The following is a 12,287-nucleotide window of genomic DNA, read 5'->3' on the forward strand; positions in this document are numbered from 1 at the left end:
TTTGAATATGGCAAAATTGAGAGTGCATGAACTGGCGAAAGAGCTGGGAATAGAAAATAAAGAATTAATGGATATACTGGCAAAGAAGAATGTGGAGGTTAAAAGCCACATGAGTTCCCTGGAAGATGAAGTTGTAGAAGATATGCGAAAGAGGAGCAAAAGCAAAAACAGTGGAGAAGAACCGAAAAAGAAAAATATTGTGCAGGTATTCCGTCCACAGAACTCAAAGAGTGGAGGACGCATACAGGGAAATACACGTTTCCAGGGCGGAAACCGTGATGGGCAGCGCACCACACCTTCTTCACAAAGACAATCCTCTCAGGGACGCAGACAGTCCGGGACAGCGGCAGCATCTTCCCAGAGACCCCAGAGGCCCCAGACGGCCGGCCAGGAGACAAGAAGAGAAAACAATCGTTATCAGGGTCAGAATAAAAGAACAGAGGGTGGGAACCAGAATACACGTTATAACAATAACCGCAGTACAAGGCCTACAGGCGGACAGGATAGAAATCAGGATCGGAACCATAATAGAAGCTATAGTGGAAGTCAGGATGGAAACCGTAACAGAAATTTCGGCGGCGGAAATCAGGACGGAAACCGCAATAGAAACTTTGGCGGAAATCAGGATGGAAACCGTAACAGAAGTTATGCCGGAAATCAGAACAGAAACTTCGGCGGCAGAGGAACTGCAGGTGGTCAGCGCCCAGCAGGCGGTGCAGTGCATGGACAGGAGCGCAGGGACAATAGAAGAAATGACAAGGATGCAATTCCAACACCGTTAGTAGAACAGAAGAAGGTTCAGAGGAATAAAGCAAAAGATAAAGAGAAAGATTACAAGAAAAAAGAGTATAAGGATCACGATTTCGGCGGCAGAGGTAAAAAGGGCAAGAGACAAAAAAATGTAGCAGAAGTGGTTAAACCACAGCCAAAGCCGGTAGAGAAGAAGGAAGAGCGGATCAAACAGATAGTCCTTCCGGAAGTGCTCACAATCAAAGAACTTGCGGATAAGATGAAGGTTGTGCCTTCAGTTATCGTGAAAAAGCTGTTTTTGCAGGGAAAAGTGGTTACGGTAAATCAGGAGATTGACTATGACACCGCCGAAGAAATTGCGATGGAATTTGATGTCCTGTGTGAGAAAGAAGAAGTTGTGGATGTCATTGAAGAGCTCCTCAAAGAAGACGAAGAAGATGAAAGCAAAATGGTTAAACGTCCGCCGGTTGTATGTGTTATGGGGCATGTAGACCACGGTAAGACCTCACTTCTGGATGCTATCCGCCACACAAATGTAATCGGACGGGAAGCAGGCGGAATTACACAGCACATTGGAGCATACGTTGTGGAGGTGAAGGGTGAAAAGATTGCGTTTCTTGATACCCCGGGGCACGAGGCATTTACTGCAATGCGTATGCGCGGTGCAAATTCAACGGACATTGCCATTCTTGTTGTAGCTGCAGATGACGGTGTGATGCCTCAGACCATAGAGGCCATTAACCATGCAAAGGCGGCGGGAATAGAAATTATTGTAGCCATCAATAAGATTGATAAGCCTAGCGCAAATATTGACAGAGTAAAACAGGAACTGGCAGAATATGAACTGATTCCGGAAGACTGGGGTGGAAGCACTATTTTCGTACCTGTATCAGCTCATACAAAAGAAGGAATCCCAGAGCTGCTGGAAATGATCCTTCTGACAGCAGAAGTGATGGAACTGAAAGCTAATCCGGATCGTGAAGCCAGGGGACTTGTGATTGAAGCCGAACTTGATAAGGGAAAAGGTTCTGTGGCAACAGTACTTGTACAAAAAGGTACGCTTCATGTAGGAGACGCCATTGCGGCAGGTTCCGCTCACGGCAAAGTTAGGGCTATGACGGATGATAAGGGACGCCGCGTAAAAGAAGCCGGACCGTCTCAGCCAGTAGAAATTCTTGGTCTCAATGACGTACCCAATGCAGGGGAAGTCTTTGTCAGCTGTGAAACTGAGAAGGAAGCCAGAAGCTTTGCCGACACATTTATTGCGCAGAACAAGGTGAAACTTTTGGATGAGACGAAATCCAAGATGTCGTTGGATGATCTGTTTAATCAGATTAAAGTAGGCAATTTAAAGGAATTAAATATTGTAGTAAAGGCTGATGTTCAGGGTTCTGTTGAAGCTTTGAAACAAAGTCTTCTGAAACTTTCCAATGATGAGGTTGTCATCAAAATCATCCATGGTGGTGTAGGTGCCATCAACGAATCGGATGTTATTCTGGCATCGGCCTCTAATGCAATAATCATCGGCTTTAATGTCAGACCAGATGTAACGGCTAAAGAAATTGCAGACAGCGAAGGCGTAGACCTGAGGCTATACAGAGTCATTTACAGTGCTATTGAAGATGTGGAAGCAGCCATGAAGGGCATGCTGGATCCGGTATATGAAGAAAAAGTTCTGGGCCATGCAGAGGTGCGTCAGACCTTTAAAGCTTCCGGTGTCGGGACAATTGCAGGCTCCTATGTACAGGATGGTACCTTTGAAAGAGGATGTTCGGTACGCCTGACAAGAGACGGAATCGTAATATTTGACGGACCTCTTGCATCACTGAAGCGTTTCAAGGATGATGTAAAGGAAGTAAGAGCCGGATATGAGTGTGGTTTTGTTTTTGAAAACTTTAATGACATCAAGGAGGGCGATCTTGCAGAGTCCTACAAGATGGTTGAAATAGAAAGAAAATAATAACCGTGAGTGTGACAGCGGTTGTGTAAAGGAGCAGATTATGAGAAAAAACAGTATTAAGAACACAAGAATCAACGCAGAGGTTCAGCGTGAATTGAGCAACATTCTGCGCGGAGGAATCAAAGATCCGCGTGTTGCTCCTATGACATCCGTTGTGGCTGTAGAAGTGGCTCCTGACCTGAAGACCTGTAAAGCATATATCAGTGTGCTGGGGGATAAGAAGGCACAGGAGGAGACTATTAAAGGATTGCAGAGCGCGGAAGGTTATATCAGGCGCGAACTGGCGAGAACAATCAATATGAGAAATACCCCCGAAATTAAATTTATCATGGATCAGTCCATTGAATACGGGGTGAATATGAGCAAAAAAATTGATGAGCTGACCCGGGAATTGAAAGATGAGGAATAGTCATATGAGTATACAACTATCAGATGTCATTCAGGGAAGAAAAGTCATAGCGCTGGGGGGGCATGTACACCCGGACGGAGACTGCATAGGTTCAAATCTTGGTCTGTATATTTATCTGAAAGAGCAATATCCTGATAAAGAGATTGATGTGTATCTGGAAGATATTCCGGAAGCTTATAGGATGATTCAAAGAACAGATGAGGTAAAACACTATATACCGGCAGATAAACAATATGATTTGTTTATCTGCCTGGATTGTGGTGATGCAGCCCGTCTTGGATTTTCAGAACCTTTGTTTCGCGCAGCGAAACATACTTTATGTATCGACCACCATGTGAGCAATCAGGCATTTGCAGATGAAAATTATATCGAACCGGAGGCCAGCTCTACGTCGGAGATGATTTACAGATTGCTGGACAAGAAAAAGATTAATCGCCACACAGCAGAAGCACTTTATATGGGAATCGTCCATGATACAGGAGTATTTCAGTATTCCTGCACTTCTCCGGAGACTATGGAAGCGGCTGCGGAGCTTATGCGTAAAGGCATTGACGGCAATGAAATCATCGATAAAACATACTATGAGAAGACCTATTTACAGAATCAGATTTTAGGGAGAGCGCTGTTTGAGAGCATATTGATTCTGGACAAGCAGTGTATTGTATCTTCTGTCAGTATGAGCGAGCTAAAGTTCTATGGTGCAAAGCCAAGTGACTTGGAAGGCATTGTCAGCCAGCTGCGTCTGACAAAAGGGGTAAAATTGGCCGTATTTATGTATGAGCTGGATACACAACAATTTAAAGTCAGCCTGCGCTCCAAGGGAAAAGTGGATGTCAGCATGATCGCACAGTACTTTGGAGGAGGCGGCCACAAAAGAGCTGCCGGGTTTACTATGAAGGGCACCAGCCATGATGTAATCAACAACATCTGTGCGCGTCTGAAGGATAGCGATTGGCAGGAACAGGAATCAGATTTATGTTAAATGGTATTATTAATGTATATAAGGAAAAAGGATATACCTCCCATGATGTGGTGGCAAAGCTCCGGGTAATTCTGGGACAGAAGAAAATAGGGCACACAGGCACACTGGACCCTGACGCAGAAGGAGTTCTTCCCGTATGCCTGGGTAGAGGGACCAGACTGTGTGATATGCTGACAGATAATAATAAGACCTATGATGCCGTCCTATTACTGGGAAAGACGACAGACACCCAGGATATTACCGGACATGTCCTTGAGGAAAGAGACACCTCTTTTTTGACGGAAAGCCAGATAAAAGAATGTATACAAGGATACATCGGGGAATATGAACAACTTCCGCCGATGTATTCCGCATTAAAAGTAAATGGAAGAAAATTATATGAGCTTGCCAGAGAGGGAATCGAAGTAGAACGGAAGAAAAGAAAAGTCCAGATTTTTGATATCATAACAAGTAAGATTGAAATTCCGCGGATTCCCATGGAAGTGACGTGTTCCAAAGGGACCTACATCAGAACACTATGTCATGATATTGGACAAGAACTGGGAACAGGCGGATGTATGGAGACATTACTGCGGACCAGAGTGGGCCGGTTTGAAATCGAGAACAGTTTGAAACTTGGGCAGATAGAAGATCTGAAAAAGAGAGGGAGACTCTCAGAGGTAATCATTCCTATGGATGCTATGTTTTCTGAATTACCGGCGCTTAAAGTGGCAGACCGGTACTGGAATTTTGCCTGTAATGGAAATCCCCTTAAGCCGGAATACATGACAAAAGAAAGAACTGCTTCTGAAGGAGAACGAGTTAGGGTATACAGTGAAGAGGAAAAATTCATAGGTATTTACTATTATAGTATACTTTCCAAGGAATACAGACTCGAGAAAATGTTCCTTTCTCCTTCTTAAAGAAAAAGTGAGGATAGATATGCAATATTATACAGACATTAACTCCTATAAAGGATCGGAAAGAACAGCAGTGACCCTTGGAAAGTTTGACAGCCTTCACAGGGGGCATCAAAAACTAATTCAAAGCATACAAAAATTTGCACAGAAAGAACACGTAAAGAGTGTTGTATTTGCATTTGATATAAATAAAGAGACTCTGCTGACCAACCGGGAGCGCAGGCAGCATCTGGAAACTCAAGTCGACTGTATGATAGAATGTCCTTTTACAAAGGATATCAGGGAGATGGAAGCAGAAGCCTTCATTGAGAAAATTCTGGCAGAAAGACTTCATGCCTCCTATGTCGCTGTAGGAATCGATTTCCGTTTTGGATACAACAAGCGGGGTGATGTGAAGATGCTGGCAGAATACGCCTCTAAATATAACTATCAGTTGGAAGTACTGGATAAAGAATTATTTCAGAACAGAGAAATCAGCAGTACTTATATACGTGAAGCGTTGAAAGAAGGAAATGTGGAACTGGCAAATCTTCTTCTAGGGTATTCCTACCATATGTCAGGTGTTGTGGAACATGGAAAACGCCTGGGACGGACCCTGGGATTTCCAACTATGAACATTGTACCGGCAGATAGAAAAATTGTCCCCCGTTTTGGCGTGTATGCCTGCAGAATATGGGTGGACAAAAAGTGTTTCCATGGTATTGGAAACGTAGGCGTAAAGCCTACCGTAACAGATGAGATGAAGCTGCTCCTGGAAGTGTATGCTTTTGAATATGAAGGGAATGCCTATGACAAAAACATTACAGTGGAGTTCTGTGCCTATGAGCGCCCGGAGGAAAAATTTGATTCCGTGGAAGAGATGAAGCGACACGTGGATAAAGATATCTTATTTGGCAAAAGGTACTTTCAGAGGGAAGAACGTTCCGCGAAATTATAAGAGCCGCTTCGCGGAACGCATCCATCCTGATAAAATCAAATTTTTTTTTCGTAGTGCTTTTCAAGCAGATTAATCAGCGCATAAAGTCCCATAGACATAATACATAAAAGAACAATAGACATAAGCAGCCAATCCATCTTAAATACCTGGCTGGAATAAATAATCAGATAGCCAAGCCCATTTCTTGCGGCCAGGAATTCTCCGATAACCACACCGACCAGGCACAATCCTATGTTAACTTTCATATTGCTGATAATTGCCGGGATGGAGCTGGGGAGCACAACTTTTGAAAGTGCGTGCCATTTGTTTCCCCTCAGGGTATAGATCAGTTTGATTTTCTCTTTATCTACCGTTGCAAAATTGGTATATAAGCTTAAAATACTTCCGAAGATTGCCACGGACATGCCGGCTACAATGATCGTGGTCGGGTTGGCTCCCAGCCATACAATTAGTAGCGGAGCCAGAGCAGACTTTGGAAGACTGTTCAGCACGACAAGATAAGGGTCCAGTATTTCCGAGAGTTTTTCACTGCACCAGAGAGCTACGGCAAGCATAATTCCGATAAGCGTCACAAGCAGAAAACTAATAATGGTTTCATATAATGTGGTCCAGATATGCAAAAAGATTGTTTTATCTAAAACCATGCTCCAGAAGCATAATGCAATCTTCGAGGGGCTGCTGAAGATAAAGGAATCAATCAAACCTACATTTGCTGTAAATTCCCAGAGAAATAAAAAACTTAAAAGGATTGCAACCCGGGAAACCCGAACAATCCTTTTGTGTCGTTTGCGGCTATTCAGGTAACTTTGCTGTCCAACAGATATGTCACTCATTTTGATTCAACTCCTCCCATATAGTGTTAAAGTAATTCTTAAATTCCGGAGCATTTCTCCTGTGCAGGGGAGTGTCGTTTTCCAGATCGAAAGTGATAGGAACAATTTTGGAAATAGATGCCGGACGGTTTGTGAGAATGATAACCCGGTCAGCCAGACTCACTGCTTCGGAGAGGTCGTGAGTCACCAACAGTGCAGTTTTTTTTGTGCTTCGAATAATCTGTCCTATGTCATCGGCTGCAAAAAGACGATTTTGGTAGTCCAGCGAGGAAAAAGGTTCATCCAAAAGTAGAATGTCCGGGTCCAGTACAAGGGTTCTGATCAGAGCTACCCGCTGTCTCATGCCGCCTGACAATTCTGAGGGTTTAGAATTTGCAAATTGCTTTAACCCATATTGTTCTAACAAATCTTTTGCCTTCGCCCGGGATTTGGCCGAGAGCATGTGTTGGATTTCCAGACCCAACAAGACATTTTTATAAACAGTACGCCATTCAAAAAGGTAATCATGCTGTAACATATAGCCAATGTTCATTGCATTTTCTCCAGTGTATCTCCCATTCATTTTTATAAGCCCCTTTTCCGGTACCAACAGGCCTGATATAATAGAAAGCAAAGTAGACTTACCACATCCGGAGGGCCCGACAATGGCAACAAATTCGCCGGAGACAACGGAAAATGAAATATCCGTCAGTGTTTTGGTTTCTCCATCTAATGTGTGATACGCATAACTTATATTTTTTAACTCGAGTACAGGTTCCATGCAGACACTCCATTCGACAAGTATATAGTTAGTTTATGAAAAAAGAATAGATAAGTGAATAACGGCTTTTGCTTCATTGACAAAAATAAAAGCAGGGCGTAATATTTTGTGGTAGACTGAATAGATAAGTAGGAGATAAATTAATGAAGGTTAAATTTTTAAGCCAGTCTATGGAGCAGCGAAGAGAAAGGATACTCAACGGCAATGCATTGCCCACAATTTTGATGTTGTCGCTCCCGACGCTGATGATGGGGGCAGTGCAATCCTTGATACCTGTTATGGACGGGCTGTTTTTGAATAATTTAGTCGGCACAACAGCTGCCAGCGCGGTAACTTATTGCACACCGGTTGTGAATATGATGACCGCGCTGGCTCAGGGCTTAAGTGCTGCAGGAATGGCGATTATAGGGCAATCCAACGGGAGAGGCGATTTTGAAGAAAGCAGGAGGACAACGGTTCAGCTGATTATTTTTGCGTTTATACTTGGATTTATTCTTGCACCAATTCTGGTAGTGGCTGGATTTGTTCTGTCAGGGCATGTAAACGCCGATATTGCCCATAATGTTTTGATGTATATTTCTTTAAATGCACTGGTTATTCCATTTTCGTTTTTGGAATCTATCTACAATGCAATAAAAAATGCGAATGGGAAGCCGGAAGATTCCTTCATACGTATGGTGATTATGCTGATTTTGAAGGTTTTGTTCAATGCGATCTTTGTAGGTTTGTTTTCATGGGGATTGATTGGTTCTGTTATGGCTTCTCTGGCTTCGAACATTTTGATTACCGTGTGGATGTTTTACGAATTATTCGTCAGCGAGAAGGGCGAAAGACTGGAGTTTAAAGGATTCCATTTTGAAAAGGAGATTATCAAAAAACTGCTTTTCATAGGATTTCCATCTATGCTTTCGAATCTAATGTTGAACTTGGGATTCTTTCTGATTAATACGGAAGTGGAAAAATACGGAGCAATCATCTTGAATGGGCAGGGAATTGCTAACAATATTACGTCGGTATGTTTTATTCTTCCGGCCTCTTTTGGTTCTGCAGTCACCACAATGGTAAGTATGAATATAGGTGCGGGACAGTCAAAAAGGGCAAAACATGCGTGTCTGGTTGGTTGTATCGTCAGTGCTGTAACAGCGGCTCTGCTTATTGCGATTATTGTTCCCTCATCCTCTCATTTAACAGTATTGTTTACAAGGAACCCAAAGGTTCTGTCCGTGGCCAATAAGGCCCTTCACATTTATACATATTCTGTTATTGGCTTTGGGATTGCTATGGTAGAACAGGGGGCATTTATTGGGCTTGGAAAGACCAGGATAACTTTGGTGATGAGTATCCTCAGGGTCTGGCTGCTCCGTTATATTTTTATACTTTTAACAGAAAGCTATTTAAGTTATTATGCGGTATTCTGGGGGAATCTTTTTTCTAACTATGGAGCAGCACTTATCTCTACTATCTTAATACTTAGGGTAAAATGGAAGTCAGCGATTCATTAACAGTTATACCGCTTCAGAAAGGTATTGAAATAAGATGAATAATCAAAATATAAATTACCAGAAAGAGCTGGATAAAATCATTCATTCACTGAAGACGGAGAAATGTGTCCCAAGACTCCTTCTTCACAGCTGCTGCGCTCCCTGCAGCAGCTACGTTCTGGAGTATTTGTCAAAGTTTTTTAAAGTCAAGATATTCTATTATAATCCGAATATTTATCCTGAAAGTGAATATTATATGCGTCTTGCAGAGCAGCAGAAGCTAATCCGGGATATGCATTTTAAGTACCCGGTCTCCTTTCTTGCCGGTGATTATGACCAGGAGAGATTTTACGAAATGGCCAGGGGAATGGAAAACCTGAAAGAAGGCGGTGCGAGATGCTGCAAGTGCTATGAATTGCGTTTGAGAGAGACCGCTGCGCAGGCTGTAAAAGGCGGGTTCGATTATTTTACCACCACTTTAAGTATCAGCCCCATGAAAAATGCCCAGAAGCTCAATTCTATCGGGTTGGAGGCAGCAGAAGAGTATGGAGTAAAATATCTGACTTCTGATTTTAAAAAGAAGAATGGTTATAAGCGGTCTATTGAATTGTCAAAGGAATATGGGTTGTACAGGCAGGATTATTGTGGATGTGAGTATTCCCTGCAGACCGGGCATAGGGATAAAGTTTAGAGTGGACATCGTCACTTTACTGTGGTAAACTAATGAGAAACTGTAAATAAGGAAAAGAGGAAAAAAGATGGCTCAGCTATGGGGTGGTCGTTTCACGAAAGAAACTGACCGGTTAGTATATAATTTTAACGCATCAATTTCATTTGACAAAAGGTTTTATAAGCAGGATATCCGCGGCAGTATTGCACATGTGACAATGCTGGCAAAACAGGGAATTCTGACGGAGAAAGAAAAAGAACAGATTATAGAGGGACTTGAAGGAATTCAGAAAGATGTGGAAAACGGAACTCTTGAGATTACAGAAGAATATGAGGATATACACAGTTTTGTGGAATCAAATCTGATAGAGCGCATCGGCAATCCGGGTAAAAAGCTACATACGGGCAGAAGCCGCAATGATCAGGTGGCATTGGATATGAAGCTGTATACGAGAGACGAAATCCTGGAGCTGGACGTGCTGTTAAAAGATCTTCTTACAGTTCTTCTGCGATTGATGAAGGAAAACACAGAGTCTTATATGCCTGGGTTTACCCACTTACAGAAGGCACAGCCCATCACACTTGCCCATCATATGGGAACATATTTTGAAATGTTTAAGCGCGACAGGCTGCGGTTAAAAGACATTTATAAAAGAATGAATTACTGTCCTTTGGGTGCAGGCGCGCTGGCAGGAACAACATACCCGCTGGACAGAGAATATACAGCAGAGCTGCTGGGATTTGCCGGACCTACTTTAAACAGCATGGATTCCGTGTCTGACAGAGACTATCTGATTGAACTGTTATCGGCAATGTCAACAATTATGATGCATCTGAGCCGGTTTTCTGAGGAAGTGATTATCTGGAATTCCAACGAGTATCAGTTTGTAGAAATAGATGATGCCTACAGTACAGGGAGCAGCATTATGCCCCAGAAAAAGAACCCGGATATTGCAGAGCTGGTCCGCGGAAAGACGGGACGGGTGTATGCTGCATTGATGTCTCTTCTTACAACGATGAAAGGTATCCCTCTTGCATATAATAAAGATATGCAGGAAGACAAGGAACTTCTATTTGATGCTATTGATACGACGAAAGGATGTCTTGCATTGTTTACAGGTATGCTGGACACCATGGGCTTTAATTACAGTAGAATGGAAGACAGTGCAAAGCACGGTTTTACCAACGCCACAGATGCGGCGGATTATCTTGTAAATCACGGCGTACCTTTCAGAGATGCACACGGAATCGTAGGGCAGCTGGTACTTTACTGTATGGAGAAAAACATAGCGCTGGATGAAATGTCGCTGGAAGAGTTTCAAGCTGTCTCACCAGTTTTTGAGGAGGATATATACGAGGAAATCAGCATGAAGACCTGTGTGGAAATGCGAAGCACCATTGGCGCTCCGGGGAAAGCAGCAATGGAAAAAGTAATTGCTGTACAGGAAGCATACTTACATGCAGAGACAGAATAGGAAAGGAATGAGGAAGATGGAACAAAAATTAAAGGCAGGTATTTTAGGTGCAACGGGTATGGTAGGCCAGCGGTTTATTTCACTGTTAGAAAACCACCCATGGTTTGAAGTAGTTACAGTAGCTGCAAGTGAGCGTTCTGCAGGAAAGACTTATGAAGAAGCTGTAGGGGAAAGGTGGAAAATGGATACCCCAATGCCGGAAGCTGTCAAGAAATTAATAGTATTGAATGTAAATGAAGTGGAAAAAGTTGCTGCTACCGTTGATTTTGTGTTCAGCGCAGTGGATATGACGAAGGACGAAATCAGGGCTATTGAGGAAGAGTATGCAAAGACCGAGACACCGGTTGTTTCCAACAACAGTGCTCACCGCTGGACACCAGATGTTCCTATGGTAGTGCCGGAAGTTAATGTAGAGCACTTTGAGGTCATAGCCGATCAAAAGAAGCGCCTTGGAACTGCACATGGATTTATTGCCGTAAAGCCGAACTGTTCTATTCAAAGCTATGCCCCCTGCCTTGCGGCCTGGAAAGAATTCGGACCGAAGGAAGTAGTTGCCACCACTTACCAGGCAATTTCCGGGGCGGGTAAGACTTTTAAAGACTGGCCGGAGATGGCAGGGAATATTATTCCATATATCGGTGGTGAGGAAGAAAAGAGTGAGCAGGAGCCTCTCAGAGTACTGGGCAAAGTGGAAAATGGGGAGATTGTGAAAGCAGAACTTCCAAAAATCACTTGTCAGTGCATACGCGTTCCTGTGCTCAATGGACATACAGCAGCAGTGTTTATTAATTTTGAGAAGAAGCCAACAAAGGAACAATTGATAGAAAAACTGGTAAACTTTAAAGGCTTTCCACAGGAGGCAGGTCTTCCCAGTGCGCCGAAGCAGTTTATCCAATACCTGGAAAAAGATAACCGTCCTCAGGTGAAACTGGATGTAGACTATGAGCATGGCATGGGTGTATCTATCGGCCGTCTCAGAGAGGACTCCATGTTTGATTATAAATTTATCGGTTTGTCCCACAATACGGTCCGCGGAGCAGCGGGTGGCGCAGTCCTGTGCGCAGAGGCACTGGCGGCAAAAGGTTACATGCAGGCAAAATAGAGAAAACGGCAAAACTAAAACAGGAGGGTG

At 43.3% G+C, this 12,287-nt stretch carries 11 protein-coding genes; 9 read left to right on the forward strand and 2 right to left on the reverse strand.

The genetic code is table 11. The features are described from left to right. Positions 1-7 precede the first annotated feature (7 nt). From infB to BN3456_RS11630, 5 genes are read left to right on the forward strand one after another with little or no spacing between them, the layout of a single operon-like run. Complete coding sequence (gene infB / locus BN3456_RS11610) at positions 8-2,710, forward strand: translation initiation factor IF-2 (protein ID WP_089984297.1); 2,703 nt, start codon at positions 8-10, stop codon at positions 2,708-2,710. A gap of 40 nt (positions 2,711-2,750) precedes the next feature. Then, positions 2,751-3,119: a 30S ribosome-binding factor RbfA gene (gene rbfA / locus BN3456_RS11615; RefSeq protein ID WP_089984298.1), complete on the forward strand. Its 369-nt coding sequence runs from the start codon at positions 2,751-2,753 to the stop codon at positions 3,117-3,119. A 4-nt stretch (positions 3,120-3,123) separates the two neighbouring features. Next, positions 3,124-4,101 carry a DHH family phosphoesterase gene (locus BN3456_RS11620; RefSeq protein WP_089984299.1) on the forward strand — a complete coding sequence of 326 codons (978 nt, stop codon included), beginning with the start codon at positions 3,124-3,126 and terminating at the stop codon, positions 4,099-4,101. Next, positions 4,095-5,003, forward strand: a complete 909-nt coding sequence (truB, locus tag BN3456_RS11625) for a tRNA pseudouridine(55) synthase TruB (RefSeq protein ID WP_089984499.1) — start codon at positions 4,095-4,097, stop codon at positions 5,001-5,003. Before BN3456_RS11620 ends, truB begins: the two co-directional genes overlap by 7 nt. Positions 5,004-5,022: 19 nt before the next feature. Then, positions 5,023-5,937, forward strand: coding sequence for a bifunctional riboflavin kinase/FAD synthetase (locus tag BN3456_RS11630; RefSeq protein WP_089984300.1), 915 nt, complete (start codon positions 5,023-5,025; stop codon positions 5,935-5,937). Between the two features lie 35 nt (positions 5,938-5,972). On the opposite strand, the gene BN3456_RS11635 is transcribed toward BN3456_RS11630, so the two are convergent. Both BN3456_RS11635 and BN3456_RS11640 read right to left on the reverse strand, forming a co-directional pair. Further along, complete coding sequence (locus BN3456_RS11635; RefSeq protein WP_089984301.1) at positions 5,973-6,770, reverse strand: ABC transporter permease; 798 nt, start codon at positions 6,768-6,770, stop codon at positions 5,973-5,975. Further along, a complete protein-coding gene (locus tag BN3456_RS11640) occupies positions 6,763-7,530 on the reverse strand; it encodes an ABC transporter ATP-binding protein (protein ID WP_089984302.1) in 768 nt (255 codons plus the stop codon). The genes BN3456_RS11635 and BN3456_RS11640 overlap by 8 nt, the downstream gene beginning before the upstream one ends. A gap of 143 nt (positions 7,531-7,673) precedes the next feature. On the opposite strand from BN3456_RS11640, the gene BN3456_RS11645 reads away from it, so the two are divergent. From BN3456_RS11645 to asd, 4 genes are all read left to right on the forward strand, one after another. Beyond that, on the forward strand, positions 7,674-9,032 hold the full coding sequence (locus BN3456_RS11645) for an MATE family efflux transporter (protein WP_089984303.1): 1,359 nt from the start codon (positions 7,674-7,676) through the stop codon (positions 9,030-9,032). Between the two features lie 34 nt (positions 9,033-9,066). After that, positions 9,067-9,702 carry an epoxyqueuosine reductase QueH gene (locus BN3456_RS11650; RefSeq protein ID WP_089984304.1) on the forward strand — a complete coding sequence of 212 codons (636 nt, stop codon included), beginning with the start codon at positions 9,067-9,069 and terminating at the stop codon, positions 9,700-9,702. A 67-nt stretch (positions 9,703-9,769) separates the two neighbouring features. Next, a complete protein-coding gene (gene argH / locus BN3456_RS11655; protein WP_089984305.1) occupies positions 9,770-11,155 on the forward strand; it encodes an argininosuccinate lyase in 1,386 nt (461 codons plus the stop codon). A gap of 16 nt (positions 11,156-11,171) precedes the next feature. Beyond that, on the forward strand, positions 11,172-12,257 hold the full coding sequence (gene asd, locus BN3456_RS11660) for an aspartate-semialdehyde dehydrogenase (RefSeq protein ID WP_089984500.1): 1,086 nt from the start codon (positions 11,172-11,174) through the stop codon (positions 12,255-12,257). Positions 12,258-12,287 lie beyond the last annotated feature (30 nt).

The organism is Clostridium sp. C105KSO13 (assembly GCF_001517425.1).
Classification (GTDB): Bacteria; Bacillota; Clostridia; order Lachnospirales; family Lachnospiraceae; genus Muricomes.

Coding starts and splice junctions, on each gene's coding strand:
- infB (WP_089984297.1), top strand. CDS start 8: ATGGCAAAATTGAGAGTGCATGAACTGGCGAAAGAGCTGGGAATAGAA.
- rbfA (WP_089984298.1), top strand. CDS start 2,751: ATGAGAAAAAACAGTATTAAGAACACAAGAATCAACGCAGAGGTTCAG.
- BN3456_RS11620 (WP_089984299.1), top strand. CDS start 3,124: ATGAGTATACAACTATCAGATGTCATTCAGGGAAGAAAAGTCATAGCG.
- truB (WP_089984499.1), top strand. CDS start 4,095: ATGTTAAATGGTATTATTAATGTATATAAGGAAAAAGGATATACCTCC.
- BN3456_RS11630 (WP_089984300.1), top strand. CDS start 5,023: ATGCAATATTATACAGACATTAACTCCTATAAAGGATCGGAAAGAACA.
- BN3456_RS11635 (WP_089984301.1), bottom strand. CDS start 6,770: ATGAGTGACATATCTGTTGGACAGCAAAGTTACCTGAATAGCCGCAAA.
- BN3456_RS11640 (WP_089984302.1), bottom strand. CDS start 7,530: ATGGAACCTGTACTCGAGTTAAAAAATATAAGTTATGCGTATCACACA.
- BN3456_RS11645 (WP_089984303.1), top strand. CDS start 7,674: ATGAAGGTTAAATTTTTAAGCCAGTCTATGGAGCAGCGAAGAGAAAGG.
- BN3456_RS11650 (WP_089984304.1), top strand. CDS start 9,067: ATGAATAATCAAAATATAAATTACCAGAAAGAGCTGGATAAAATCATT.
- argH (WP_089984305.1), top strand. CDS start 9,770: ATGGCTCAGCTATGGGGTGGTCGTTTCACGAAAGAAACTGACCGGTTA.
- asd (WP_089984500.1), top strand. CDS start 11,172: ATGGAACAAAAATTAAAGGCAGGTATTTTAGGTGCAACGGGTATGGTA.